We start from the raw sequence: 25,423 nt of genomic DNA on the forward strand, positions 1-25,423 counted from the left end.
GCACGATGGCAGCTCTCCAGAACCTGCCGGTGATTCACGCAGCCGCTCATCCGCGTCATCACCGGCGCGCTTCGGCGATCGCCAGCGTGTCGATATATTGCCGGAACCGGGTGATCTTATCGCCCTTCATCGTCCAGACATGCGCGTAGCGCGCATCGGCTCGCTTTCCCGTCGCGCCGTGCAGGCCGGTGAAGGCGCCTAGCGAGATCACCGTGTTGCCTTCGGTCACAAATTCGGTCGGGACAATCGAGAAGCTTGACCACTCGGCGGTCAGCGGCCCGAACAGGCCTGTTGCGACCCGCTCGGGCCCGCGGCCCTCGACCTTATAGTGCCACATGGTGATCCATTCGATGTCGGGCGCCATCAGCGCGAGCGCGCCTGGCGCGTCGCCGGCTGAGAGACGGTCGTAGAAGCGGCGGACGATGTCGGTCGGATTGGTCACGGAGAACTCCTGATAGCCAAGATGAGGGAACCGGGCGGCAGGGGCAACGCCGCCCGAGGCGAGGATCAGCCGAGATGCCGACCAAGGAATTCACGCATGGCGGCGCCAATCTCGCCGGCGTGGGTCTCCAACGCGAAATGGCCGCTGTCTACGAAGCGGATGTCGGCTGCGGGTACGTCGCGCTTGAACGCCTCGGCGCCCGGCGGGATGAAGAAAGGGTCGCTCTTTCCCCAGATCGCCAGGAGCGGCGGCTGATGCGCGCGCAGATACGCCTGGATCGTGCCGTACAGCGCGACATTGGTGCGGTAATCGAGCAGCAGGTCGAGCTGGATCTCGTCGTTGCCGGGGCGCGCGAGGTAGAAGTCGTCGAGATTGCGGCCGTCGGGGGACAGTTTGGACGCGTCGGCGACCCCATGGCTGTACTGGAACAGCGTCGTCTGCGGCGCGAGAAGGCTGCGTAGCGCGTTGCGATTTTCCGGGCTCGGATCATTCCAATAGGCTTGGATCGGCGCAAACGCCTCGGAGACGCCCTCCAAATAGGTGTTGCCGTTCTGGGTGACGATTGCGCTGACCTTGTCCGGGTGCTCGACCGCCAGGCGGAAGCCGACCGGCGCGCCATAGTCAAAGACATAGAGCGCGAATGTCTCTAGCCCGATCACCTCGGTGAACCGGTGAACGACGTCCGCGATGTGCGCGAAGGTGTAGGCGAACCGGTCGCGGCCGGGCTGCTCCGTCATCCCGAAGCCGGGCATATCCGGAGCGATGACGTGGAAGTCGTCGGCGAGCTCCGGGATCAGGTCGCGGAACATGTGGCTGGCGCTCGGGAAGCCGTGAAGGAGCAGCACTGTCGGGTGAGCCGGGTTGCCGGCCTCGCGATAGAACAGCGTCAGTCCGTCGACATCGACGGTGTTGAAGGTGACGGGCATCGGGGATCTCCTTGATCGGCTTGGCCCATAAGGCGCCGAGAGGGGAGGTACCGCCTTCCACATGACCGCAGCAGCCGTTATCCCCGAAACGCAGACTTCCGTTTTTCGAGAGGCGACATGGACCGATTTGAAGCGATGCGCACGCTGATCGCGGCGGTGGATGGCGGCAGCCTGTCGGCGGCCTCGCGCGCGCTCAACGTGCCCCTGCCAACGGTCAGCCGGCGCGTTTCGGACCTCGAGGCGATGCTCGGCTCGCAGCTCGTGGTGCGCACCAGCCGCAGGCTCCTACTGACCGAGGTCGGGACCGCCTATGTCGTATCGGCACGCCGCGTCCTCGACGAACTGGCGGAGGCGGAGCGGACGGTTTCGGGCGAATATCGCGCGCCGCGCGGGGAGCTACTGGTGACGGCACCGATCCTGTTCGGCCAGCTCAACATCGCGCCGATCGTGCACGACTTCCTCGGCGCCTATCCCGAGGTCAGCGTCCGTCTGGTGCTATCGGACAACACGATCGATCTGGTCGAACATCATGTCGATGTCGCGATCAGGATCGGTCAGCTCCCGGACAGCGCGCTCGTCGCGCGGCGGGTGGGAGAGATACGCTGGGTCGTGTGCGCCAGCCCGGACTATCTCAGCCGGCGCGGCAAACCCTGCGAGCCGACCCAGTTGCCCGACCACAATTGCATCGCGTTCGAGGGGCTGCAGCGCCACCGCGAGTGGCCGTTCGTCGACGCCACCGGAGCGGCACGGCAGGTTAGGATCATTCCGCGCTATTCGGTCAACACGGCCAGCGGCGTGACCGACGGCGCGGCCGCCGGCCTTGGCATCGCGCGCGTTCTGTCCTATCAGGCCGAGGACAGCGTGCGGGAGGGCAAGCTCGTCCCGATCCTCGGCGACTTCGCGCCGCCACCCTTGCCGGTGCACCTCGTGCACGCCCCGCACCTGCAGCAGCCATTGAAGCTGCGGGCGTTTCTCGACTTCGTCGCCCCTCGGCTGCACGATCGGCTACGCGCCATCGCGCAGCAAATCGCCCGTCAGACCTGAGGCTTTGCCCGCGAGCCGGGCGTCGGGTGCCGCCCGGCCCGATCGCTCGATCAGGAAGCCTGTCGCACGGTCTTCGGCGGGAAGGCCATGTCGCGTTCGGTCGCAAACGTATTGTTGAAGATGTTGGTGATGAAGCTGAACGCTGTCTCCGCCACGATGTCGATCACCTGTTGATCGGTGAAGCCGGCCGCGCGCACCGCCTCCACTGCGGACGCGTCGAAGTGACCGCGGCCCTTGGCCACCTTGTAGGCGAACTGGAGCGCGGCATCGGCCTGCGGATCGGTCGAGTGTCCGTCGCGGTTGAGTTCCATGTCCTCGGCCGACAGGTGCAACTTGGCACCCAGGGCGGTATGCGCGGTCAGGCAGTAGCTGCAGCCGTTCACCTCGGCGGTCATGATATGGATCCGCTCGCGCGTCTTGTGCCCCAGGCTCTTGCCCAGCGTCTGATGCATGTCGGCAATGGCCTTCAATGCGTCGGGCGATTGCGAGATCAGCGCGAAGAAGTTCGGCACGAGGCCGAGCACCTTCACATAGTTTTCGAGGATCGGCTGGGATTTTGCCGGCGCTTCGGCGATCGTCGGAATGTGCAAGCGAGCCATGTCTAATCTCCTGTGATGCGAGCGACCGCCCGCCGATGAGCAGATGCTTCATTCCATCCTGGAGAATAACTGGCTGATTTTGAGAATGTGGCTTCCACCTTGTGAGAGAAAGACGGATCACCGCCTTCTTGGATGGGCGCCATTCACGGCGCGAATGCGAAGCCGGGGCGCCGCCCATCAGCAAGCATGTGCGCGGCAGGATCGAAATATTGCAGTCGGTCGCCTCAGCGCGCGCCGGCTAAGTGGCCGCGGCCCGACGCGCGGCCGACGTCGCGGAACAGGTCAATGCGTCGAACGCGCTCCGTCGCACCGAGGACGGGCTTCAGCGGCATCGTGCGCCGACAAGCGCTGCCATGCCGGATTGATCAAGGGGTTGCGATTGCGGCGAAACTTCCACGCGGGCTCGCATGTTGTGCGATCGTTCGAGAGGAAGCATCATGACCGAGACGACGCGCCGCCAAATCATGTCCGCCGCTGCAACCTTGGGAGCAGCGGCCGCGATGGCATCCCCGTCGTCTGCGCAGGACGTGGCGGCCGCCCGTGGCGGCAAGCAGGACCCGCGGACCAAATACCCCAAGCCCCCCTTCACGGTGCAATCGCAGCCTTGGCCCGGGCTTGCGAGCCGGATGGAGCCTCGCCCAGATCATGGCGAGACAAGCTATGTCGGTAGCGGCCGCCTGCGCGGGCGTAAGGCTCTCATTACCGGTGGCGATTCCGGCATGGGCCGGGCGGCAGCGATCGCCTTTGCCCGCGAGGGTGCGGATGTCGCGATCAACTATCTCCCCGAGGAGGAGCCCGATGCGCGCGAAGTCGTCGACCTGATCCGCCGCGCCGGTCAGAAAGCCGCGCCGATCCCCGGCGACATCCGCTCCGAGGCCTTCTGCCAGCAGTTGGTGCAGCAAGCCGTGTCGGCGCTCGGCGGCCTCGACATCGTCGTGTGCAATGCCGGGCGCCAGCAATCGGTGCCGTCGATCCTCGATCTTACCACGGAGGAATTCGACCGGACGATGAAGACCAACCTCTATGCACCCTTCTGGATCATCAAGGCGGCCGTGCCGCATCTCGAGCCCGGATCGGCGATCATCGGCACCACGTCCGAGCAGGCCTATGATCCCTCTCCGGATCTCTACGCCTATGCGCAGACCAAGGCAGCCACGATGAATTATATCAAGTCGCTCGCCAAGCAACTTGGAAGCAAGGGCATCCGGGTCAACGGCGTCGCGCCGGGTCCGATCTGGACGCCGCTACAGATCTCCGGCGGCGCGCAGCCCGGCAAGGTGGTGACGTTCGGCGCCACCGCACCGCTAGGCCGTCCGGGCCAGCCGGCAGAGCTTGCCGGCATCTACGTTCGACTCGCCGAGGATGATGGCAGCTATACGACCGGCAACATCTATGGTGCCGGCGGCGGACAGGGGCAGCCATGATGCGCAGTGCAATCTTGGCCGGTGCCACCGCAATCGCCGTCCTCGCGTCCGCGGCGGCGCTTGCCCAGCAGACCGGATCACGCCAGACTCGCGAATATGTCCAGTCGGCGGGGCAGTCCGATGCGTTCGAGAAGCTCGAGGCCGAAACGGCGCTTACCCAAAGCCATGATCCGCAGGTTCAGGCCTTCGCGCACAAGATGCTTCAGGATCACAGCCGGCTGAGCAACGCGCTTCAGCAAGCGACCGCTAAGGCCGGGCTGATGCCCGCACCGATGGATGTTGGTGCAGATCAGGCCCCTTTGCTCGCCGCCCTGCAAAGCGTCAAAGAGCCGGACTTCGATCGCGTCTACTGGAAGCAGCAGGTATTGGCCCATCGCTCCGCGCTGACCACGACCCAGCAATATGTCACAAACGGGGATAGCCCTGCTGTAAGGCAGGTGGCTGCCTCGGCCTTGCCGATCATTACCGCGCATCTGGCGATGGCCGAGCGGATGATGGCAAAGTCGGGCGGCTCTTAATACGCGCCCGGAGCGCGAACCCAAGCGATCGGACCGGAGGTTGATTGCCTTCCCGTCGTGAGGGCGGCGGAGGTCGTCGAGCATGATCGGAATTCCGGGACCGTTAGGGGGCGCGAAGGCATGGACTGCGATCATCGGTTTGCTGCCTGAGCAGGCCCGTCTGCTCGGTTCGGGTGTCGCGGAGCCCGCGGCGCGGCGTAAAGCCAGCGCCGCGGCGGGGACGTCAATATTGTGCCGCGCCCCCATCCACGTCCAACTCGATGCCGTTGACATAGGCGCTGTCATCGGAGGCCAGGAACAAGGCGGCCTTGCCCAGATCCTCGGCGCTGCCGAGCCGGCCGAGCGGGATCGTGTCGATGACGCCGGCGTGCGCTTCCGCCGGCAAGAGGTTGCTGAAGCCGGGCGTCAGGGTGTGACCTGGATTGAGTACGTTGATGCGGATGCCGAGGCCTTTGGTCTCGAGGATCCAGGCGCGCACCATGTTGCGGACCGCCGCTTTGGTCGACGAATAGACCCATAGCGACGGCATGCCTTTGAACGCAGCGATTGAGCCGGTGAGGATGACGGAGGCTCCGTTCGACAGCAGCGGGAGCGCTTTCTGGAACCCGAACAGCATGCCCTTCACGTTGGTGTTGTAGGTCTTGTCAAAATGGTCCTCGGTAACCTCTCCGAGCTTGGCGAAATCGAAAAAGCCAGCGTTCAGCGCCAGGACGTCGATGTGACCGTAGCTCGCCTTGACGGTCGCGTAGAGGCGGTCGAAATCCGCGAGGCTGGACGCATCGGCCTGGATGCCGACGGCCCCATTGCCGATTTCGGCGACGGCCTTGTCCAGCTCTGCCTGGCGGCGGCCCGTGATGAACACCTGTGCGCCGTCAGCGGCGAAGGCCTTGGCAATGCCAAGCCCGATGCCCGCGCTGCCCCCGGTGACGACGGCGATCTTGCCCTCAAGCTTATTGCCCATGTCTCGGTCCTTCGATGTCCGTTGCGCGCAGTCCCGACGATCGGTGCCGGCGCAGGACCCCGGAAATAGGCGGTTGCGGATAGCGCGGTAGACGGACGAGCGGACTAATCGGTATTCCGGTTTGGAATATAGAGAAGCGATGGCCCCCGCCGTCACCCTCGCAGAAGGAATGCTCATGAATCGCCTTGCCGCCATGGATGCGTTTGTCCGCGTCGTCGACACCGGCTCCTTTACGGCTGCGGCGCGCCAGCTTCGCGTCGGTCAGCCGGCCGTCTCGAAGATGATAGCCCAGCTCGAGGAGCATATCGGCGTGAAGCTCCTCCTGCGCACGACGCAGGGCCTCAAGGCCACGGAGGCAGGCGAAAACTTCTTCGAGCATGCAAAGCGCTCGGTCGAGGAAGCGGACGAGGCCGTATCCAAGGCGCGGGGCGTCGGCGCCGCGCTCACCGGCCGGCTGCGCATCTCGGGCGCAGTGACGTTCGCGCGGCTTCATATCGTACCGCGCCTGCCGAGGTTCATGGCGCTCCACCCCGCGCTCGACGTCGAGGTGTTGCTGGACGACGGCAATGTCGATCTGGTCGAGGCCGGTATCGACGTCGCGCTGCGGATGGGCGATCTCCGGGATTCCTCGCTGACCGCGCGCAGGATCGGGCAGGGGCCCCGCGTCGTCTTGGCGGCGCCCGCCTATTTCGCTGCGCGGGGCGAACCGCAGACGCCCGCGGACCTCATCGAACACGAAGCGGTGATCTATGACCAGCGGGGCGGCGGAACCGTGTGGTCGTTCAAACAGGGTGCGTCGGAAAAGATCGTCACGATCAAGGGTCGCATGCGGAGCAACGCGGCGGAGGCGGTTCGCGAAGCGGTCTTCGCGGGGATGGGGCTCGCGATCGCGTCGGAATGGATGTTCGACCGAGAGTTGGCAGCCGGCACGGTGCGGCGCGTGCTCTCGGATTGGGCACTCCCGCCCGTTGGCCTCTGGGTGGTGTTCCCGTCAGGCCGCAACGCCAGCATGAAGGCACGTGCGTTCGCCAACTTCATCGAGCAGGATATGCAATTGTCCTGACTCACGCTGCATCAACCGGCGATCTCAAGTCGGAAGGTCGTTCGGTCCTGCGCCACATGTCGCACATCGCCGCCATGGGCGTGGGCAATCCACCGCGCGAGGCTCAATCCGACGCCGGTCCCTGCGGGCTTGGTCGTATGAAATGGCCGGAAGGCGCGGTCGATGTCGGTGCCCACCAAGCCGCGTCCCGTGTCGGTGACATCGATCCGCACTCGCCCGCTGTCGTGCCATATCGCGAGACCGACTACGGCTATGCCACCCGCCTCGAGCGCCGCCTCGGCACCGTTCTGGAGCAAAGACCAGACCGCCTGGGTGATCTGGGCGGCATCGATCGCGACCGTCGCATCGACCGGGACATCGACGCCAAACCCGACCGCGTCGCCCCGCCGCCCCGCGAACAGCCGCGCGAGATCATGGGCGAGCGCCGCCAGCGTGACCGGCGCGCGGGTCGGATCGGGCAGCCGCGCCATAAGGCGATAGGCCTCGGCGAAGCGAAGCAGCCCGTCGGTGCGGCGCGCCAATGTGCCCAGTATGTCGGTCAGCAAGGCGTCGGCGGTCGCGGACGAGGCGATGACCGCGAGTCCGCTTTCGGCGAGCGAGACGATCGGCGCGAGGCCGTTGAGCAGTTCGTGACCCAGCACCTGGATCATGTCGGCGGTCGCGCGCGCCTCGGCGGTACGCGCTTCGGCCTCGACGTCGATCAGCGCGACGATCGAGAGTGGCCGTGCAGATACGCCACCCACCACCCGATCGATGCGGAAGCGGCGGCCCTCGTGGACGACATGCGCATCGTTGGTATCGACCAACGCGGGCGGTACGGCCAGTACGCGATCGTCGGTCGCGAACAGCGTGCGGGCGGCGCCGTTGAGCGCATGAACGCCGTCGGCGACGACGCGCAGCAGCGGCACCGGAAGTTGGTCGAGGAGCAGGCGGAGCGGTAGCACCTCGTCATCCCCGGCGGCCCCGCTCGCGGGCGGCGGTCCGCCGCGCCCGGCGGGCGCAAGGCTCGGCGTCAGCAGGGTCAGCCACGCTGCCGCCAGCATCAGACCCGCGACGGTTGCCCACAGTCCGTGGCGCCATGCGGCGAAGGTTAGGGCGCCGAGCGCGAACAGCGCAAGCCCCGAGCCGACCAAGCCTGCTTCCCGGCTAGAGGCCATGCCGCTCCATCCGGCGATAGAGCGCGCCGCGGCTCAGCCCCAGCGCCGCTGCGGCGCGGGTCACATTATGATGGTGCTCACGCAACGCCGCGGCGATCACCGCTTTCTCGGTATCGGACAGGTCGAAGGCGGGCGGGGCCGTCACGCGCGCGTCTGCGATCGCGGGTGGCGCGAACACTGCAGCGTCAATGACGGCATCGGTCGCGAGCAGCACGGCGCGTTCGACCGCGAGCGCGAGGCCGCGCACCTCGTCTGGCCATGGCATCGCAAGGATCAGGGCTTCGGCGGCGGGGGTGAAGTGCGGGCGCGCCCGACCATGGCGTTCGGCGGCGATCCGGCCGAAATGCCGCGCCAGCAGCAGCGCATCGCCGCCGCGCTGGCGAAGCGGCGGCACCGCGATCTCGACGGTCGCGGATCGGCTGCGCAACGCCGGCGAGAGATCGCGCAGGCTGTCGGCGATCGCGATAGTGCGTGTCGCCGGATGCAGCCGCGCGAGCAGCCGGGACTGCGCGAGGTCGTCGAGGCGATCGACGTGGCGCAGCACGACCGTCCCGTCCGCCGCATCCAACTGCTTCCACATCGCGTCATCGCGCAGATCGATCAGTCGCGCCGGCCGAACATCTCGGGACGCGGCGTGCAGCGCGCTGGCGACGAGCCCGCGACCCGATCCCGGGGGACCGGTGATCGCGACCCCGGCCTCGGTCGGCCCCATCCGACGAACGAGATCGCGCACGCGGCCGATGGCGGGGCTGTCGCCGAGCAGCGACGCAATCCCGGTGGCGGCGGAGGACGCGCGCAGCGGTTCCGGTGGCGTCCGCGGCGCAATCCGGGCGGTTGCGGCCTCGACCTTGGCGAGCAGTTCGGCATTGCGCCACGGCTTCATGATAAAATCGCGCGCGCCGGCCTGCATTGCCGCGACCGCGATGCGGATGCCGCTGTGCGCGGTGATGACGACGATGCAGGCGTTCGGGTCGTCGCACATCATCCGATCGAGGCAGGCCAGACCCTCGTCGCCGCCGGTCCGCCCCGCGGTGAAATTGAGGTCGAGCAGGATCGCGTCGTAGCGTGCCGCAGCCAGCCTGGAGTAGGCCTCATCGGGCGTCGTCGCGACGTCCAGCGCATAGCCCGCCATCTCGAACAAAATCGTCATTGCGCGCCCGATCGCCGGGTCGTCGTCGACCAGCAGTATGCGGCGCCGGCTTGACACGGAATTCGAGCGTCCATTCGCGGACATCGCGTCCACAACTGGACGGTGCGTGTTGGGCAAGGGGTCGAAAAGTCGTTCATTCATGGCGGTTTCGCTTTTCGCGCGGCCTGGCGGACACTGGCGCCATGATGACCAAACCGTTCCTCCGTGCAACCGCCAACGGTGCAGGGGCTTCCGCATGATCCGTCTCGATTCCGTCCAACGCCGCTATGTCTCCGAGGAGGTCGAGACCACCGCACTCTACGACGTCGATCTCGCGGTCGAGACCGGAGAGTTCGTGGCGATCATGGGCCCGTCGGGATGCGGCAAGTCGACGCTGCTCAACATCCTCGGTACGGTCGATCGGCCGACCGGCGGCCGCTACCGGTTCGGCGAGCAGGAGCTGGCCGCGCTCGCCGAACCCGCGCTGGCCCGCTTCCGCGCCGAGACGCTGGGCTTCGTCTTCCAGAGCTTCAACCTGATCGACGAGCTTACCGTCGAGGAGAATGTCGCGCTCGGGCTCGCCTATCGCGGATCGCGGGCGCAAGCGCGGCGCGCGCGGGTCGCCGAGGCGATGGACCGGGTCGGGATCGCGCACCGGTCGCGACACTATCCGCACCAGCTGTCGGGCGGTCAGCAGCAGCGCGCCGCGATCGCGCGGGCGATCGTCGGCGATCCCAAGCTGATCCTCGCCGACGAGCCGACCGGCAATCTCGACACCGAGAATGGCGCGCAGGTGATGAACATCCTGGCCGGGCTCAACGAGGGCGGTGCGACGATCGTCATGGTCACCCATTCGCCCAGCCACGCCGACATGGCGAAGCGCCGCATCGACATGCTCGACGGCCGCGTCATTGCCTCCGCGCTCCGCGCGATCTGAAGGGAGCGTCACCATGAACCGTTTCGCCCTGCTGTCCCTGTACCGCTCGCTCACCCGCCACAAGCTGTATGCCGCGCTAAACGTAGGCGGACTGGCGGTCGGCATTGCGGTGTTCCTGGTGCTCGCGCTTTACGTTCGCTTCGAAACCGGCTTCGAGACCTGGCTGCCGCGCCACGACCAGGTCTATCTCGTCCAGACCGAATGGCATATTCCCGACAGTCCGTTCAACGGTGCCTTTCCCAACACGATGGGCGGACTGCTCGATCAGATGCGCGAGGATTTTCCCGGTCTCGTTGGCACGCGTATCCGCGGCGGCGAGAAAGGCGGCAGCGTGCTGCGTGGCGGTGGTGCAACCACCGAGGACATCGCGCAGGTCGATCCGAATTTCTTCCGCGTGTTCGACCTGCCGATGCTGAGCGGTCGCGGCGACACCGCGCTGGCGAGTCCGGCCAGCGCGCTGATCAGCGAGACCGCCGCGCGCAAATATTTCGGGACGAGCGATCCGATCGGACAGACGCTGACGATCGCGGTCGACTCGCCGCAGGTCTACCGCGTCGCCGGCGTGTTCAGGGATCTGCCCCAAGATACCGAACTGCAATTCTCGGTGCTGCTGCCGCTGCCCAAAACGGTGCCCAATCCCTATTGGTATCATTGGGGCAGCACCTCGATCAGCACCTATCTGCGGTTCGCGACCGCTGCGGACGCGCGGTCCTTCGCGCAGAAGCTGCCGCCGTTCATCGATCGCCGCGGCTTCAAGGATCTCGGCAAGGACGCGCACAAGACCGTCAACCTGACATTGCTGCCGATCGCGCGCCAGCATCTCGAGCCGCAGGGACAGCAAAGTGCGAGCCGCAAGATCACCGTCGCGACGCTGGGCATCGTCGGCCTGCTGACTCTGCTGATCGCGATCATCAATTATGTAAATCTCGCCACCGCCCGCGCCGGACTGCGCGCGCGCGAGGTTGCGATCCGCAAGGTGCTGGGCGCCGATCGCGGCGCGCTGATCCGCCAGTTCCTCGGCGAGGCGGTGCTGATGGTCGCGGTTGCAGCCCTGGGCGGCCTGATCCTCGCCGAACTGGGGCTACCGCTGGTCAACGCCGCCGGCGGCCTGTCGCTGACCATCCCCTATGCGGAGATCGTGCCCGCGCTGATCGGGCTGACGCTGCTGGTCGGCATCGTGGCGGGCGCCTATCCTGCCTTGCTGCTGTCCAGCTTCCCGGCGGCGTCGGTGCTCGCCTCGGCGCGCGCGCCCGGCGGCGGTCGCGCCGGCACGCGGATGCGTGAGACGCTGGTGGTGGTCCAGTTCGGCCTCGCGATCGCGTTCATGATCGGCACCTTCGTGTTGGTGGCGCAGACCCGTCACGTCCGCAACGCCGATCTCGGCTTCAGGCGCGACGGCCTGCTCCTTGTCACCTCGCTGAGCGACAGCAATGTCACGCCCGCGCAGGCGCACGCGGTGCTTGCCGCGATGCGCACCTTGCCCGGCATCACCGCGGTCGGCATCGCCAACCAGATGGCCGGCGGCAGCGGCACCAACAACGCCGACAATGTGCCGCTACCCGGCAAGCCCGGCAACGGGCCGTCGCTGCGCTGGATCGAGGCCGGGCAGGGCTTCTTCGATGTCTATGGCACCAAGCCGATCGCCGGCCGCCTGTTCGACGACGCGCATGGCAGCGACGACGGCACCAAGCGGGCTAAGGGGGTGGCCGAGAATATCGTCATCACCAGGAAGGCGGTGGCGACGCTGGGCTTCCGCACACCGGCGGATGCGGTCGGCAAGACCGTCGGCGGGAGCAATCCGCTGACCATCATCGGCGTGGTGCCCGATCTGCGCTTCCTGTCGCCACGACTGCCCAATGATCCGACCTATTACGTCTACAAGCGCGACTTGCCGTCGGATCCGGTCGCGTCGCTGCGGGTCAGCGGCGACCCGCGCGCGATCCTGGCAAGCGTGCGGACGCTCTGGCAGCAGATGGTGCCGCAGGTTCCCTTCGACGGCGACACCGCAGACGCCAGGCTCGGCAGGCTCTACCAGGCCGACGACCGCGCGACGCGATTGTTCGCGATCGGCGCAGGGCTGGCGGTGCTGATCGGCTGCGTCGGGCTGTGGGGGCTTGCCTCGTTCAACACCCAGCGGCGGGTGAAGGAAATCGGCATCCGCAAGACGCTCGGTGCCTCGTCGGGCGACATCGTGCGTCTGCTGATCGGCCAGTTCCTGCGACCGGTGATGATCGCCAATCTGCTTGCCTGGCCGCTTGCGTTCGTCGCGATGCGCACCTGGCTGGCGGGCTTCGACGACCGGGTGGCGCTGTCGCCGCTCTATTTCGGCGCCGCGACCCTGCTTGCGGTGGCGATCGCGGTGCTGACGGTGATCGGCCAATCGCGCCGGGCAAGCCGCGCCGCACCGGCGTGGGCGATGCGTCACGAGTGAATATGTTCGTGGCAGCACCACTGCCGATTGCTTGCGCATCTCGCCGATCGTGCCGACGGCGCCCTTGCATGCGGCGGGAAATTCAGCCCGGCCGATCAAAACCGGAGCGACGTCGGGCGTTTTGCAAGTTGGCCTGCGGTGATTTTTCTACGATCCTGACGCCGCTGCCCCATGCCGGGGATATCCGTGCCATGCTCGAACGGGAGGGTCGCCAGATCGGTGGCTATTATGGCCCGATAGCTGGTCACGCCCGTACTCGGGACCTCGGTGTCGTCACGGGGTGAGCGCGGGCGAGTTCGAGCGGGTTGATGGGTTGCGTCGCGAAGACTGGTCGCCGATCAACTCGCTTCATGACGGCGGCGAATGGAGAGCCCTTACTGGGTCGGCTGGTCGACGTTGGGAAGCTGCGCGCCCTGCAGATTGCCGCTCGATACCCGTCGGTTGGATGTCGGAACGCCCGCAGCGCGTGACTTCAGGACGTCGAAGCTTGGTGGTGAAGCAACAGTCCGCTCTCGGCTGCGGTCGTGACAGAACAAGCGTCGTCGGCATGCGCTAAGTTGGCGAGAAGGCTTGGCCCGGGGAGTAATGGTCGATAAGCTAAGGCGGGCAACGATTATAGGCTGTATGTAGTTCGGATACGAGGGCGGCGCGTTTCACGGGAGATCATCTATGAAGACTCGTTTTGCACGTTTCCTTGCGGCAGGCGGAATCGCGTTAGCTAGTCTTTGCTACGAAACGCGCAGCGTTGCGCAGGTCGCGCCCGAGGCTGCCGCAAGTCAATCCATCACGGTAAACGGTCAGTCCGCTCCGGTGGTGCGCAATTACGTCAAGAAGATCGCCAAGCCCGTGCAGGGTAGACAGATATCTCGGTGGAACGAGCCGATCTGCATAGGCATTGACGGCATCAGCGAGAAATATGCAAGCTTCATCAATGATCGCGTCTCGGTTCTCGCGCGGTCGATCAAGCTTCCGGTTCGCCGTCCCGGTTGTCATGTCAATCTCTACATCACCCTGACCGATCAGGCGGACGCACTTGCAAAGGCGTTGGTAGAGGCGCGTCCCAAGATTGTGGGGAACGTCAATCACAACGGATTGCTGCAACCCTCTATCGTAACCGCGCTCGAAGCGCCTCGGACGGTGCGATGGATGACGGCAAGCGAAACCGTAAGCGGTGCAGGGGTGCCCTTTGGGGCGACAAACATGGTTTACAGCGATAGCCTTATTAGCCCCGGCACCCGCGAGGACGTGCTGTCCAAGACGATCATCATCGACGAGACGAAACTAAGTGACGTGACACTTCTGCAGCTGGCGGATTATATCGCTTACGTCTCGGTAACGACGCCCGATCTGTCCACGGACTTCTCAGGGCTGGACAGCATCATGGCCCTATTCGCCTCCAATCCGGATGAACCCCGGCCCACAAGTTTGACGGATGCCGATCGCCGCTTTCTCAAAGCGCTCTACAAGACGATCCCGGATCGAACGGCATATATGGAACAAAGCGCCATCGCCAAGCAGATATTGAAGGGCGAACGCAGCGATCGGACTGATCAATAGAAGGTTCTGCAGCGGATGGCATCATCGGCACGATCGCCAGGATCGAAACCGCGACGATAGGCAAAATCGGCGCCGGGACGGCTTCTGAATATCCTATCCACGAAGCAATGACCGCAATTGGGATGCGACTTCCGCAAGCCGAATGACGAGACCGAGCGGCGACCGGCCGTCTACCGCGCGAGAAGCGGCCGGACGGCGTTCCGGCTGCTCGCCAGTTAGAGCGCACAAGAACGCGGGAACGCGGGGTGCGCCGTCCAACCGGTACAAGTGATCTGCTCGCGCCGCCGCCGCATCTGAGCGCGAAAACGCGCTTTCCCGGATATCGTCATAGCGTGAATGGGTCGAAAGCGGGATATCGGCTCGTGGTTCACTCTCAGTCAAACGCGTGGCGTTGCGATCGCGACACACATGAGGGTATTGCCAAACTTCGACCCTTATTATATGGAATATCGTATACGAATGATGCGCTGGAGGACTGGAATTATGACGTTTGACGGGACGCTTTGGAAAGGCGTCTATCCCGCGGCGACGACGCAGTTTGACAACGATCTCTCGGTTGACTGGGATGCGACCCAGAGAGTTCAGGTCGCGCTGGTCGACGATGGCGTCGATGGCCTGATCTTGCTTGGCACCTGCGGCGAGAATAATTCGCTCGAGCCTGACGAAAAGCGCGCCATCCTGAAGGGTGCGGTGGAAGCTGTTGCCGGCCGCGCTCCGTTGGTCGCCGGCGTATCCGAGTTCACGACGGCGCGCGCTATCGACTATGTGCGCGATGCGGAGAAGCTTGGCGTCGATGCGCTGATGCTGCTGCCCGCCATGGTGTATGTGCCGAGCCCGGCTGAGCTTCAGGCGCATTTCCGCGCGGTCGCCGCCGCCACCTCGCTGCCCATCATGCTCTACAACAACCCGCCAGCCTACCGCGTCAATGTCGATTTCGAGACGCTCGACGCACTGTCCGACGTCAAGAATATCGTTGCGGTCAAGGAAAGCGCGCCCGATCCGCGCCGCTTTACGGATATGCTCAACCGCTTCGGCGACCGCTACGAGGTGATGGCGGGGCTCGACGATATCGCGCTCGAAGGGCTGATGCTCGGCGCCTCGGGCTGGGTGTCCGGTCTGACCAGCGCGTTCCCCGTCGAGTCGGTCCGCCTCGTCGCGGCGTTCAACGAAGGCAATTGGCAGGAGGCACGCGACATCTATCGCTGGTTCATGCCGCTGCTCCATCTCGATGCCGAGCATGATCTCGTCCAGTCGATCAAGCTCGCCGAGCAGATCATGGGCCGCGGCAGCGAGCGCGTTCGCATGCCGCGGCTGCCGCTCACCGGGCAGCGCCGGGCCGAGGTGATCAAGTGGGTTGAAGAGGCTGCGGCGACGCAGCCAAGCAAGCGGACTGCGAAGGCGGCCTGAGAAGCCATGCGACACACCTTCTTTTGCATCGACGGTCATACCGCCGGCAACCCCGTCCGCCTCGTGGCGGGCGGGGCGCCCTTGCTCCGGGGCGCGACGATGATCGAGCGGCGCGCGGACTTCATTGCCCGCTTCGACTGGATCCGCACCGGCCTCTGCTTCGAGCCGCGCGGGCACGACATGATGTCGGGCGGGTTCCTCTATCCGCCGACGCGCGAGGACGCCGATTGCGGCATTCTGTTCATCGAGACCTCGGGCTGCCTGCCGATGTGCGGCCACGGTACGATCGGGATGGTCACCTTCGGGCTCGAACACGGCCTGATCACGCCGCGCGAGCCCGGCAGGTTGCGCATCGAGGTGCCTGCCGGGCTGATCGACATCGAATATGGTGCCGAGGGCGACCGCGTCCGCTGGGTCCGGATCCGCAACGTGCCGGCCTATGTGGCAGCGACGGGGATTAAGATCGACGTGCCGGGCTTCGGTCCGCTTAGCGTCGACGTCTCCTATGGCGGCAACTACTACGCGATCATCGAGCCGCAGGGCGCCTATGTCGGGCTCGACGATCTCGGCGCGTCGCGCATCGTCGCGCTCAGCCGCACGGTCCGGTCGCTGGTGCAGGCAGCGTTCGAACCCGTGCATCCGCTCGACGATCGCATCCGCGGCGTCAGCCATGTGTTATGGGCGGACAAGCCCAAGGGTGAGGGCGCGGACGGGCGCAACGCGGTGTTCTACGGCGAGAAGGCGATCGATCGCAGCCCGTGCGGCACCGGCACCTCGGCGCGGCTGGCGCATCTCGTCCACAAGGGCGTGCTCGCGGTCGGCGATCGCTTCGTGCACGAAAGCTATATCGGCAGCCGCTTCGTCGGCCGCGTCGAGGCGGCGGTGGACGTCGGCGGCGTGTCCGGCATCATCCCCTCGATCGAGGGATCGGCGACCGCGACCGGGTTCAACACGATCTGGATCGATCGCGAGGATCCTTTCTGGTCGGGATTCTCCGTCGTCTGACTGCAACCATGAGGATGTGTGAATGGGCGTTTTGGGGCCGATCAAGCCGATTGCACGCAGTATCGACCCCGATGCGGCCCATCGCCTCAAAGCGACGCTGTCCTGGCCGCATCTGATCGCGATGGGGGTCGGCGCGATCGTCGGCACCGGCATCTATACGCTGATCGGCGTCGGCGCCGAGCGCGCCGGACCCGCGGTGATCCTCGCCTTCTTCGTGGCCGGCGCGGTCTGCGCCTGCGCCGCGCTTGCCTATGCCGAGCTGGCGACGATGATCCCGACCGCGGGCAGCGCCTATACCTACACCTATTCGGTGGTCGGCGAGACGCTCGCCTGGGTGGTGGGCTGGAGCCTGATCCTCGAATATTCGCTGGCCTGCTCGACGGTCGCGGTCGGCTGGTCGGGCTATCTGGTCGGCTGGCTGCAGTCGGCCGGGCTGCACCTGCCCGCGCTGCTGCTCAATGGTCCGCATGCCGGCGGCCTCGTCAACCTGCCGGCGGTGCTGGTGTCGCTGGCGATCGCGGGGATGCTGATGGCGGGCACGCGCGAGAGCGCGACGCTCAACATCGTGCTGGTGGTGATCAAGCTGGTCGCGCTCAGCGCCTTCGTCGCGCTGTCGCTGCCCGCCTTCGATGCGACGCACCTCCATCCCTTCATGCCCTATGGCTTCGCCAGCCATGCCGACGGCAGTAGCACCAAGGGCGTGATGGCGGCGGCCGCGATCGTGTTCTTCGCCTTCTACGGCTTCGATGCGGTAGCGACGTCGGCAGAAGAAGCGCGCAATCCTGGGCGCGACCTCACCATCGGCATCATCGGATCGATGGCGTTGTGCACCACGATCTACATCCTCGTCGCGATCGCCGCGATCGGCGCGATGCCATTCGCGACGCTCGGCAATTCGCCCGAGCCGCTGGCGCTGGTGCTGCGTACGCTGCACCACCCGTTTGCCTCCTGGGCGATCGCGGGGGCGGCGCTGGTCGCGCTGCCGTCGGTGATCCTGGTGATGATGTACGGGCAGAGCCGCATCTTCTTCGTGATGGCGCGCGACGGGCTGCTGCCGCCGGTGCTGGCGAAGGTGTCGAAGCGGACCGGATCGCCGGTGTTGGTCACCGGGATCACCGGGCTGTTCGTCGCGGCCGTCGCCGGCTTTTTCCGGCTCGACGAGATCGCCGAACTCGCCAATGCCGGCACGCTGATCGCGTTCATCGCGGTTGGCGGGTGCATGATGATCCTGCGCCGCCGCGCGCCGGATGCCGCGCGCGTGTTCCGCTGCCCCCAGCCTTATGTCGTGGGCACGCTGGCGATCCTCGGCTGCCTCTATCTGCTGTTCTCGCTCCCCGAGAAGACACTCGTGCGCTTCCTGCTCTGGAACCTGTTCGGGCTCGCCGTCTATTTCGCCTATAGCCGCTCGCGCAGCGTCTTGACGCGCGCGGCGGTCAAGATCTGAGGCGCGTCGATCAGGGCAGCGCCTTCGTCGCCAGCCGGCTGGCGATCCAGCGGCTGACCTGATCGTGCAACACGGACAGCGGCATCGGCCCATCGTCGAGCACCGCGTCATGAAAGGCGCGGATGTCGAAACGCGCGCCCAAGTCCTGCTCAGCGCGTCGACGCTCGGCCAGGAACTGCAACTCACCGATCTTGTAGGCGAGCGCCTGCGCAGGCCAGGCGATGTATCGTTCGGTCTCGCCCTTCACCACTCGCTCGGGCAATGCCGTGTTGTCCTCGAGGCAACGCATCGCCTGATCGGCGCTCCATCCCTTGGCGTGGAGGCCGACATCCATGATCAGCCGGCAGGCGCGCCACATGTCGAACGACAGCCGGCCGAAGCGCTCATAGGGCGTGCGGTAGACGCCCATCTCTTCGCCAAGCTGCTCGGAGTAGAGCGCCCAGCCTTCGATGAAGGCGGTGGGTTCGTCGCGACGTCGGAAAGCGGGCAGATCGGTGCGTTCCTGGCTTAGCGCGATCTGCAGATGGTGTCCGGGGACGCCCTCATGGAGGATCCAGGCGGGCAGTCCGAACAGCGGGTCGCCGTAGGAGGACCGGCCGACCATCACGGTGCCGGGTACGCCCTTGCTGGGATCGCCCAGATTATAGCCGCCCGACGACGCCTCCATCTCGGGTGATTTGGTCCGGATCGTCCAGGTCAGGCGCGGGAGCGTACCGAACCATAGCGGCAGCAAGCCGTCGATCCGCTTGCCGATCTCGCTGGCCTTTTCGATGTAGGTCTCGAGATCGGGGGCGTAGAATTGCTTGTCGGTGCGCAGTTTAACGAGGAATTCGGGGAGCGTGCCGGTGAAGCCCGTGGCGCGCATCTCGACTGCCATTGCCGAACGGATCCGCGCCACTTCTGTCTCGCCCAAGGCGAAGATCTGGTCCGGAGTAAGGTCGGTGGTGGTCGAGCGGCGGACGGTGAAGGCGTAATAGGCGGCGCCATCGGGCAGGCTGGCGACACCCAAGGCGGCGCGCGCATGCGGGACATAATCCTGCGCGAAGAACGCGACCATGCGCGCCTGTGCGGGCTTTACGGCGTCCACGACGGCTTGCCGCGCCGCGAGGCGTAGCGCCGCCTGCCGGTCGGCGGGAATGGTATCGGGCAGGGATTTGAACGGAGACAACAGCGGGCTCGCGTCGGCGGGCTGATCGGCGGCGATCTTGAGGATGGCGAGCACGGCGTCTGCCGTGCGCCGCGGCTGGACGAAGCCGGTCGCCAGCCCGCGGCGCATGTTGGCGATTTCCTGGTCGTAATAGCCGGGGAAAGCGCGAATACGCGCGATCCAGGCTTTCGCGTCCGCCTCGTTACGGATTACCGTGGTCATCGCGGCATAGTTGGCGGTGTTGAAGAAGCCGTCGCCATTGTCGAACGGGATGCGGTCCTCGTCCCAGCGCGCACCTTCGATCTCGATGCCCAGCCGCCAGTCGAGCAAGCGGCGGGTCAATGCCTCCTCGCTGCCCGCGGGCGAGGCGGGTGCGGTGTCGAGCCGAGTCCTGAGCGCCGCAGAGGCCTGCGCGCGCCGGTCGGCGGCGGCCTTGCGCATGTCCGGCCAGCCGGGGCCGTCGTCGGCGCTGGCCTGGCGGCCGAGCGCTTCATACGCCGTCACCACGTCATCGACACGCGAAGCACGCACCGGCGCGGATGCCAGCAGCGCGGCGACGAGGGCGAAGCGGATCATGGCGCCTTGGCCTCCTTTTGGTTCCAGTCGGGCGACGGCGCGCCGAGCAGGTTGCGGACGAAGAACCCGAACTGGCGGCGCGCGACATAGTCGATCGGGCCGGTCGAGCGACCGACGGTATGCTCGCCGCCAGGCACCACCAGCAGATCGAAATCCTTGTTCGCCTTGATCAGCGCATCCACCACCTGTCCGGTCGAGGCGGGATCGACATTGCTGTCCTGCTCGCCGACGATCAGCAGCAGCTTGCCGGTCAGCCGCCACGCATTGTCGACGCCGGAGGCCGCCGAATAGCTTTGATCGACGGGCCAGCCGAGCCACTGTTCGTTCCAGCTGATCTTGTCCATGCGGTTGTCGTAGCAGCCGGCATAGGCGACCCCGACCTTGTAGAAATCGCCGTGGAACAGCAGCGCGTCGAGCGTGCTCTGCCCGCCCGCCGAGGCACCGTAGATGCCGACGCGGCTGATGTCGTAGGAGGGATCTCGCGCCGCCATTGCTTTGTGCCAGGCGATGCGATCGGGAAAGCCCGAGTCCGCCAGGTTCTTCCAGGCGACGTCCTGGAAGGCCTTGGACCGGTTGGCAGTGCCCATGCCGTCGATCTGGACGACGATGAAGCCGAGATCGGCCTGCTCCTGCATGCCGATCACCTTGTCGCCGCCCGAATGATAACCGAACGGCCAATAATCCTTGGGTACGAAGCTGTCGTGCGGACCGGCGTAGATGTTCTCGATCACCGGATATGTCTTGGCCGGATCATAGTCGTGCGGCCGGACCACCACGCCCCAGATGTCGGCCTTGCCGTCGCGGCCCTTGGCGACGAACACCTCGGGTGGCCTGAAGCCCGCGGCGCGGAGCTGGCGGTCGTCGCCGCGCGTGATCGTCGCGACCAGCGCGGCATCGCTCGACCGGTGCAACTCGCTGATCGTGGGCAGATCGACGCGCGAATAGGTGTCGACGTACAGCGTCATGTCGGGCGAGAAGCTGGCGTCGTGATCGGCGTTGGCAGGGGTCAGCGGCTTAAGGTTTCGGCCGTCGAAATCGATCCGGTAATAATGTTTGAAATACGGGTCCTCGCTGGGACGCATGCCGCTTGCGGCGAACCAGACCTGGCGTTTCGCATCGTCGACCTTGATGACGTCGCGCACGACCCAGTCACCCGTGGTGATGCGGTTCTTCACGCGTCCGGTCCGGCCATCGACGAGATAGAGGTGGTTCCAGCCATCGCGCTCGGACGCCCAGACGATCTCGTCGCCGAGCCCGTCCACATCGTGCGAGAAGCGCCGGTCGGCAAAGACGAAGGTCCTGGCGTCCTCGGTGATAGCGGCATGCGGCACGCCGCTCGCGGCATCGACTGCGATCACACGCGCCTGCTGAAAGCCTCGCCGCACATAGTCGAACGCGACGCTCGCGCCGTCCTTGCGCCAGCGCGGCGCCGACAATTCATAGGGGTTGGGAAACAGCGCGGCGTCGATCACCGTCTCGCGATGGCGCGCGACATCGAACAGCACCGGCTGTTCCTGATCGATCGCGTCGCCCGGCTTGGGATAGAGCTGACTGCGTAGCGCGGGCTGACGCTGGCCCTCCGGGGCGGCGGCGACGCGCAGCACATGGCGGGCGAAGCCGGGGCGGACGCGGTAGATGATGATCCGACGGCTGTCGGGCGACCAGGCCAGCGTCTCGGGATCGTAGAAGTCGCCGGTCGAGCCATCGGTGCTGAGTGGGGTCACGGCCTGCGTGCCGGGGCGGCGGACGACGAGGTTGTCGTCGCGCACGAAGGCTTCCCATTGGCCATCTGGCGAGCGCTGCGGTTCGTTGGCGGCAGGCACCGAGAGATCGCGCACCACGCCGAAGCCGCGCGGGCGTCGGTGGTGCGGCTCAAGCGCGCAGCGATCGTCGGCGAGCGTGCAGCGCCAGCCGTCCTCGTCGATCTCGAAGCGGATCGCCGTCCCGCCATCGACATAGTCGAATTCGGAGAAGGGAAGGCGGAGCGGTGCGATCGTCCGTCCCAGCGCGGCGCTCAGCCCTGCGGCGAGCTTCGTCTGATCGAATGCGGGGGCTTTCGCGAGCGTGTGCGCGTCGACGCTTTCGAACGCGAACCCGCCCTCGACGGTCTTGCGATAGGCGAAATGGCTGCCGTCGGCCATCCAATGCGCCGGCCATGCGACCTCGCGCGTCAGATATTCCCAGCTGTCGCGCAATCCGATCGAGCGCGTGAACGCGGCCTCGTCGGGGGCAGCCACGAGGCTGCTCGGAACGCATAACAGCGCGAGCGCGAGCGCGCGGGCTCGCACGGCGGTCTTGATCATCATGTGATCCTGATAGTGGAAGACGGAAAGCGGTCGGGTTCAGCCAGGCGGCGGCGCGGGGCCCGACGCGGTGGTCACCGGCCGAGTTGCCGCCGGAGGTCGGCAAGCGTCCCGCTGATGTGCGCGGCGGCCAGCGCCTTGGCTCGCTTGGCGTCGCGTGCCAGCCAGACACTGATCAGAATGTCGTGCTCGAGATGCGCGCGATCCTCGCGGCCGGCGGGCTCGAGGTGCTTGTAGACATAGCGTTCCGACAGCACCTGCAACCGCTCGATCAGCTGCGTGGTCAGCAATTTGCCGCTGGGGCGAACCAGCGCCATATGGAAGTCTCGGTTGCGCGCGGCGACTTCGTCGAGCTGCGCGGTGGCGGCCTGGTCGAGCGCCGCGAGCGTCTCCGACGCGATCTTCTGCTGCTGCTCGGTCGCGGCCAGCGCCGCCGCGGCGACAGCGGCCGGTTCGATCGACAGCCGTAGCGCGAAGATTTCCTCGGCTTCCTCGGCCGACATCGGGCGGACGAAGAAGCCGCGATTGGCCTGGCTGACGAGCAGCCCCTCCTGCTCGAGCCGCGCCAGAGCCTCGCGGAGTGGAATCTTGCTGACACCGAGTTCGTTGGCGAGCGCATCCTGGCGGATCGCCTGGTCGACAGGCAATTGCCCCGTGACGATCTGTTCGCGGACGATGCTGAAAATCTGTTCGGACAAGGTGCGAACGACGATGCTCATCGTCTTTGGAACTCCATCAGGAAGTGGAGGACTATGCCGTAGCGCGAACGGTTCCGCCACTAGGATGCAGCGCGATCATGCTGATTTTCGCGGGAAAAGCCGGCAGGCGTCGAAGTCATCCAGCTTCTCCATTGCATCGATATATCGTATACGATAGATCCGCCGGGGCATCAAGGCAGGATATGGACCGCAACGCTATCATCATCGGCGGCGGCGTCGTCGGATTGGCCAGCGGGTTGGCGATAGCCCGACGCGGCCTGGCCGTCACGATCGTGGACGCGGACGTAGCGCGTACCGCCGCCTCGTGGGGAAATGCCGGGCACATCGCGATCGAGCAGGTCGGGCCGCTCGCCTCCTATGCAGCGATCCGCTCGGCGCCCGGACGTCTATTCTCGCGCGGCGGGGCGCTGGCTTTCCCCCCCGGTCAGTATCGCGCCTGGGCGCCGTTTGCGTGGCGGATGCTGGGCGCCGCCACGCCACGGCGTTTCGAGGCGGGCAAGGCCGCCCTGTCCGCTTTGGCGGGTGCGGCGATGCCGGCTTGGCAGCGTCTCGCCGCGACACTGCCCGAACCCGATCTGCTGCGGGAAGACGGTCATTACGTTCTGTGGGGATCGCAAGCGGCGGCGGCGCGGGGCAGGGTGGCGTGGCAGACAGCGGATACCGGGACCGCGCGCTTCCGCGATATCGATCAGGGCGAACGGACGACGCTTGCCGGGCTGACGCGGTCGGCGTCGATCGACGCCATCCGCTTTACAAACAGCGGACAGGTCGCCGATCTCGATCGGCTTGCCGATGCGCTCGAAGCCGCGCTGGTCGCGGCGGGCGGCACGATCGTGCGCGGACGGGCGGAGTTGGTCGCGATCGGTGCGCGTGCCGGCGTGATGGTCGACGGTGTGGCGATGGAGGCGGATCATATCGTTCTCGCAGCCGGCGTGCGCTCGGGCCGTCTGATCGCGCCGCTTGGCCACGCGGCGCCGATCGTCGCCGAGCGAGGCTATCATATCCGTACGCGCAGCCATGATTGGCCCGCGGAGTTGCCGCCCGTCGTGTTCGAGGATCGCGCGATGATCGTCACCCGCTATGCGGAGTGCGTGCAGGCGGCGAGCTTCGTCGAGCTGGGAGATCCGGATGCGCCACCGGATGAGGCCAAATGGCAGCGGCTAGAGCGGCACGTCGCCGCGCTGGGACTGCCGATGCGCGGTCCGTTCGACCGCTGGATGGGATCGCGGCCGACGCTGCCCGATTATCTGCCCGCGATCGGGCGCAGCCACCGGGCACCGAACCTGTTGTATGCGTTCGGCCATCAACATCTTGGGCTCACCTTGGCGCCGATCACCGGCGAGATCATCGCCGCGCTGGTCGCGGACGAGGCGCCGCCTGTAGACACACGCCCGTTCGATATTGGGCGGTTCGACAAACAAGGACAGCGGACATGAGCATAGGCGGATCGACCGCAGCGGCCGAATTGGCGAGCATCACCCCCTGGGCCACAAAGGCGCCAGCGATCACGCGGGCCGAGCGACTGCAACGGATCGAGCGTGCGCGTGCCCTTACCGCGGCAATGGGCGCGGATGCGCTGCTGATCGCCGCGGGCGCCTCGCTGCGCTATTTCGCGGGCGTGCCATGGGGGGCGACCGAGCGCCTGGTCGCGATGCTGCTGCCGGTGCGCGGCGAGCCTGTGGTCGTCTGTCCGCGGTTCGAACTGGGCTCGTTGCAGGCGGATCTGCTGATCGACGTCGATATCCGCCTCTGGGAGGAGGATGACAGTCCCCATGCGCTGATCGCCGATGCGCTGGTCGGATTGCGCGCCGCCACGCTGGCGATCGACCCGGCGCTGCCCTTCCAGATGGCGGAGCGGCTGCGCCACGCGGCCCCCGGCGTCGCGCTGGTGGATGGCGCGCCGGCGATCGATGGTTGCCGGATGCGCAAGTCTGCCGCCGAGATCGCGCTGATGCAGCAGGCCAAGGACATGACCCTCGAGGTCCATCACCGCGCCGCGCGTATGCTGGCGCCGGGGATCACGACCACCGAGGTCAAGCGCTTCATCGATCAGGCGCACCGCGCGATGGGCGCTTCGGGATCGAGCTTCTGCATCGTCCAGTTCGGTCGGGCCACCGCCTTTCCGCACGGTCTGCCCGGCGAACAGAGCCTTGCGGACGACGACCTTGTGCTGATCGACACCGGCTGCACGGTCGAAGGCTATCATTCGGACATCACGCGCAGCTACACTTTCGGCAAGCCCAGCGATGACGAGCGTGCGATCTGGGATCTCGAAAAGGAAGCGCAGGCCGCCGCCTTCGCCGCAGCGGTGCCCGGCGCGCCGTGCGAAACCGTCGACGCCGCCGCGCGCGCGATACTCGAAAAGGGTGGGTTGGGACCGGATTATCGCCTGCCCGGCTTGCCGCATCGCACCGGCCACGGCATCGGCCTGTCGATTCACGAACCGGCCTATCTGGTCCGCGGCGACCGCACCCTGCTCGATACCGGCATGTGCTTCTCGAACGAGCCGATGATCGTGATGCCCGATCGCTTCGGCGTGCGGCTCGAGGATCATTTCTACATGACCGACCAAGGCCCGCGCTGGTTCACCCAGCCGCAGGCCGCGATCGATCGACTGTCCTGACGAGGCGCGTC

At 66.3% G+C, this 25,423-nt stretch carries 21 protein-coding genes; 12 read left to right on the forward strand and 9 right to left on the reverse strand.

From position 1 onward, the window contains the following. Positions 1-58: 58 nt before the first annotated feature. Together Q0326_RS07405 and Q0326_RS07410 are read right to left on the reverse strand one after the other, a co-directional pair. A complete protein-coding gene (locus Q0326_RS07405) occupies positions 59-442 on the reverse strand; it encodes a nuclear transport factor 2 family protein (RefSeq protein WP_298688715.1) in 384 nt (127 codons plus the stop codon). A 65-nt stretch (positions 443-507) separates the two neighbouring features. Continuing rightward, on the reverse strand, positions 508-1,368 hold the full coding sequence (locus Q0326_RS07410; RefSeq protein WP_298688717.1) for an alpha/beta hydrolase: 861 nt from the start codon (positions 1,366-1,368) through the stop codon (positions 508-510). A 117-nt stretch (positions 1,369-1,485) separates the two neighbouring features. Between Q0326_RS07410 and Q0326_RS07415 the strand changes: the two genes are divergently transcribed. Continuing rightward, positions 1,486-2,412 (forward strand): LysR family transcriptional regulator, encoded by a 927-nt coding sequence (locus Q0326_RS07415; RefSeq protein WP_298688719.1) that lies wholly within the window; start codon positions 1,486-1,488, stop codon positions 2,410-2,412. A gap of 50 nt (positions 2,413-2,462) precedes the next feature. Here the strand turns inward: Q0326_RS07415 and Q0326_RS07420 are convergent, their stop codons facing one another. After that, positions 2,463-3,002, reverse strand: coding sequence for a peroxidase-related enzyme (locus tag Q0326_RS07420; RefSeq protein WP_298688721.1), 540 nt, complete (start codon positions 3,000-3,002; stop codon positions 2,463-2,465). A 446-nt stretch (positions 3,003-3,448) separates the two neighbouring features. Between Q0326_RS07420 and Q0326_RS07425 the strand changes: the two genes are divergently transcribed. Both Q0326_RS07425 and Q0326_RS07430 read left to right on the forward strand, forming a co-directional pair. Next, a complete protein-coding gene (locus tag Q0326_RS07425) occupies positions 3,449-4,435 on the forward strand; it encodes an SDR family oxidoreductase (protein ID WP_298688723.1) in 987 nt (328 codons plus the stop codon). After that, on the forward strand, positions 4,432-4,953 hold the full coding sequence (locus Q0326_RS07430) for a DUF4142 domain-containing protein (protein ID WP_298688725.1): 522 nt from the start codon (positions 4,432-4,434) through the stop codon (positions 4,951-4,953). The genes Q0326_RS07425 and Q0326_RS07430 overlap by 4 nt, the downstream gene beginning before the upstream one ends. 223 nt (positions 4,954-5,176) lie before the next feature. Here the strand turns inward: Q0326_RS07430 and Q0326_RS07435 are convergent, their stop codons facing one another. Next, a complete protein-coding gene (locus tag Q0326_RS07435; protein ID WP_298688727.1) occupies positions 5,177-5,914 on the reverse strand; it encodes an SDR family oxidoreductase in 738 nt (245 codons plus the stop codon). Between the two features lie 175 nt (positions 5,915-6,089). On the opposite strand from Q0326_RS07435, the gene Q0326_RS07440 reads away from it, so the two are divergent. Beyond that, a complete protein-coding gene (locus Q0326_RS07440; protein ID WP_298688729.1) occupies positions 6,090-6,977 on the forward strand; it encodes a LysR family transcriptional regulator in 888 nt (295 codons plus the stop codon). Between the two features lie 11 nt (positions 6,978-6,988). Here Q0326_RS07440 and Q0326_RS07445 read toward each other — a convergent pair whose 3' ends face one another. Both Q0326_RS07445 and Q0326_RS07450 read right to left on the reverse strand, forming a co-directional pair. After that, entirely contained in the window at positions 6,989-8,134 is a 1,146-nt protein-coding gene (locus Q0326_RS07445) for a HAMP domain-containing sensor histidine kinase (RefSeq protein WP_298688731.1), read from the reverse strand. Then, positions 8,124-9,425 (reverse strand): response regulator, encoded by a 1,302-nt coding sequence (locus Q0326_RS07450; protein ID WP_363303820.1) that lies wholly within the window; start codon positions 9,423-9,425, stop codon positions 8,124-8,126. Before Q0326_RS07450 ends, Q0326_RS07445 begins: the two co-directional genes overlap by 11 nt. Positions 9,426-9,519: 94 nt before the next feature. Between Q0326_RS07450 and Q0326_RS07455 the strand changes: the two genes are divergently transcribed. The 6 genes from Q0326_RS07455 (at position 9,520) to Q0326_RS07480 (ending at position 18,044) form a co-directional block, all read left to right on the forward strand. After that, positions 9,520-10,200 (forward strand): ABC transporter ATP-binding protein, encoded by a 681-nt coding sequence (locus Q0326_RS07455; protein WP_298688736.1) that lies wholly within the window; start codon positions 9,520-9,522, stop codon positions 10,198-10,200. A gap of 13 nt (positions 10,201-10,213) precedes the next feature. After that, positions 10,214-12,631 carry an ABC transporter permease gene (locus Q0326_RS07460; protein WP_298688738.1) on the forward strand — a complete coding sequence of 806 codons (2,418 nt, stop codon included), beginning with the start codon at positions 10,214-10,216 and terminating at the stop codon, positions 12,629-12,631. Between the two features lie 669 nt (positions 12,632-13,300). After that, on the forward strand, positions 13,301-14,188 hold the full coding sequence (locus Q0326_RS07465; RefSeq protein ID WP_298688740.1) for a hypothetical protein: 888 nt from the start codon (positions 13,301-13,303) through the stop codon (positions 14,186-14,188). Between the two features lie 483 nt (positions 14,189-14,671). Further along, complete coding sequence (locus Q0326_RS07470; RefSeq protein ID WP_298688742.1) at positions 14,672-15,595, forward strand: dihydrodipicolinate synthase family protein; 924 nt, start codon at positions 14,672-14,674, stop codon at positions 15,593-15,595. A 6-nt stretch (positions 15,596-15,601) separates the two neighbouring features. Then, on the forward strand, positions 15,602-16,600 hold the full coding sequence (locus Q0326_RS07475) for a 4-hydroxyproline epimerase (protein WP_298688744.1): 999 nt from the start codon (positions 15,602-15,604) through the stop codon (positions 16,598-16,600). Between the two features lie 22 nt (positions 16,601-16,622). Further along, the gene (locus Q0326_RS07480; protein WP_298688746.1) at positions 16,623-18,044 is read left to right on the forward strand and encodes an amino acid permease; all 1,422 of its coding nucleotides are present in this window, start codon (positions 16,623-16,625) and stop codon (positions 18,042-18,044) included. Positions 18,045-18,054: 10 nt separating this feature from the next. Here Q0326_RS07480 and Q0326_RS07485 read toward each other — a convergent pair whose 3' ends face one another. From Q0326_RS07485 to Q0326_RS07495, 3 genes are all read right to left on the reverse strand, one after another. Next, positions 18,055-19,767 carry a DUF885 domain-containing protein gene (locus Q0326_RS07485; RefSeq protein ID WP_298688748.1) on the reverse strand — a complete coding sequence of 571 codons (1,713 nt, stop codon included), beginning with the start codon at positions 19,765-19,767 and terminating at the stop codon, positions 18,055-18,057. Then, positions 19,764-22,070 carry a DPP IV N-terminal domain-containing protein gene (locus Q0326_RS07490; protein WP_298688750.1) on the reverse strand — a complete coding sequence of 769 codons (2,307 nt, stop codon included), beginning with the start codon at positions 22,068-22,070 and terminating at the stop codon, positions 19,764-19,766. The genes Q0326_RS07485 and Q0326_RS07490 overlap by 4 nt, the downstream gene beginning before the upstream one ends. Positions 22,071-22,144: 74 nt before the next feature. Further along, positions 22,145-22,789, reverse strand: a complete 645-nt coding sequence (locus Q0326_RS07495) for a GntR family transcriptional regulator (protein ID WP_298688752.1) — start codon at positions 22,787-22,789, stop codon at positions 22,145-22,147. A gap of 182 nt (positions 22,790-22,971) precedes the next feature. Here Q0326_RS07495 and Q0326_RS07500 point away from each other — a divergent pair, with 182 nt between their 5' ends. Beyond that, positions 22,972-24,225, forward strand: a complete 1,254-nt coding sequence (locus Q0326_RS07500; RefSeq protein ID WP_298688754.1) for an FAD-binding oxidoreductase — start codon at positions 22,972-22,974, stop codon at positions 24,223-24,225. Further along, positions 24,222-25,412 carry a Xaa-Pro peptidase family protein gene (locus Q0326_RS07505; protein ID WP_298688756.1) on the forward strand — a complete coding sequence of 397 codons (1,191 nt, stop codon included), beginning with the start codon at positions 24,222-24,224 and terminating at the stop codon, positions 25,410-25,412. Before Q0326_RS07500 ends, Q0326_RS07505 begins: the two co-directional genes overlap by 4 nt. Positions 25,413-25,423 lie beyond the last annotated feature (11 nt).

Source organism: uncultured Sphingomonas sp. (genome assembly GCF_937859915.1).
In the GTDB taxonomy this organism is placed as follows: Bacteria; Pseudomonadota; Alphaproteobacteria; order Sphingomonadales; family Sphingomonadaceae; genus Solisphingomonas.

What these genes read in the sequence shown, in the direction of transcription:
- Q0326_RS07490 (WP_298688750.1), bottom strand. Translation starts at nt 22,070, where the DNA reads ATGATCAAGACCGCCGTGCGAGCCCGCGCGCTCGCGCTCGCGCTGTTA.
- Q0326_RS07425 (WP_298688723.1), top strand. Translation starts at nt 3,449, where the DNA reads ATGACCGAGACGACGCGCCGCCAAATCATGTCCGCCGCTGCAACCTTG.
- Q0326_RS07415 (WP_298688719.1), top strand. Translation starts at nt 1,486, where the DNA reads ATGGACCGATTTGAAGCGATGCGCACGCTGATCGCGGCGGTGGATGGC.
- Q0326_RS07470 (WP_298688742.1), top strand. Translation starts at nt 14,672, where the DNA reads ATGACGTTTGACGGGACGCTTTGGAAAGGCGTCTATCCCGCGGCGACG.
- Q0326_RS07500 (WP_298688754.1), top strand. Translation starts at nt 22,972, where the DNA reads ATGGACCGCAACGCTATCATCATCGGCGGCGGCGTCGTCGGATTGGCC.
- Q0326_RS07455 (WP_298688736.1), top strand. Translation starts at nt 9,520, where the DNA reads ATGATCCGTCTCGATTCCGTCCAACGCCGCTATGTCTCCGAGGAGGTC.
- Q0326_RS07480 (WP_298688746.1), top strand. Translation starts at nt 16,623, where the DNA reads ATGGGCGTTTTGGGGCCGATCAAGCCGATTGCACGCAGTATCGACCCC.
- Q0326_RS07460 (WP_298688738.1), top strand. Translation starts at nt 10,214, where the DNA reads ATGAACCGTTTCGCCCTGCTGTCCCTGTACCGCTCGCTCACCCGCCAC.
- Q0326_RS07450 (WP_363303820.1), bottom strand. Translation starts at nt 9,425, where the DNA reads ATGAATGAACGACTTTTCGACCCCTTGCCCAACACGCACCGTCCAGTT.
- Q0326_RS07505 (WP_298688756.1), top strand. Translation starts at nt 24,222, where the DNA reads ATGAGCATAGGCGGATCGACCGCAGCGGCCGAATTGGCGAGCATCACC.
- Q0326_RS07430 (WP_298688725.1), top strand. Translation starts at nt 4,432, where the DNA reads ATGATGCGCAGTGCAATCTTGGCCGGTGCCACCGCAATCGCCGTCCTC.
- Q0326_RS07465 (WP_298688740.1), top strand. Translation starts at nt 13,301, where the DNA reads ATGAAGACTCGTTTTGCACGTTTCCTTGCGGCAGGCGGAATCGCGTTA.
- Q0326_RS07495 (WP_298688752.1), bottom strand. Translation starts at nt 22,789, where the DNA reads ATGAGCATCGTCGTTCGCACCTTGTCCGAACAGATTTTCAGCATCGTC.
- Q0326_RS07485 (WP_298688748.1), bottom strand. Translation starts at nt 19,767, where the DNA reads ATGATCCGCTTCGCCCTCGTCGCCGCGCTGCTGGCATCCGCGCCGGTG.
- Q0326_RS07435 (WP_298688727.1), bottom strand. Translation starts at nt 5,914, where the DNA reads ATGGGCAATAAGCTTGAGGGCAAGATCGCCGTCGTCACCGGGGGCAGC.
- Q0326_RS07475 (WP_298688744.1), top strand. Translation starts at nt 15,602, where the DNA reads ATGCGACACACCTTCTTTTGCATCGACGGTCATACCGCCGGCAACCCC.
- Q0326_RS07410 (WP_298688717.1), bottom strand. Translation starts at nt 1,368, where the DNA reads ATGCCCGTCACCTTCAACACCGTCGATGTCGACGGACTGACGCTGTTC.
- Q0326_RS07445 (WP_298688731.1), bottom strand. Translation starts at nt 8,134, where the DNA reads ATGGCCTCTAGCCGGGAAGCAGGCTTGGTCGGCTCGGGGCTTGCGCTG.
- Q0326_RS07440 (WP_298688729.1), top strand. Translation starts at nt 6,090, where the DNA reads ATGAATCGCCTTGCCGCCATGGATGCGTTTGTCCGCGTCGTCGACACC.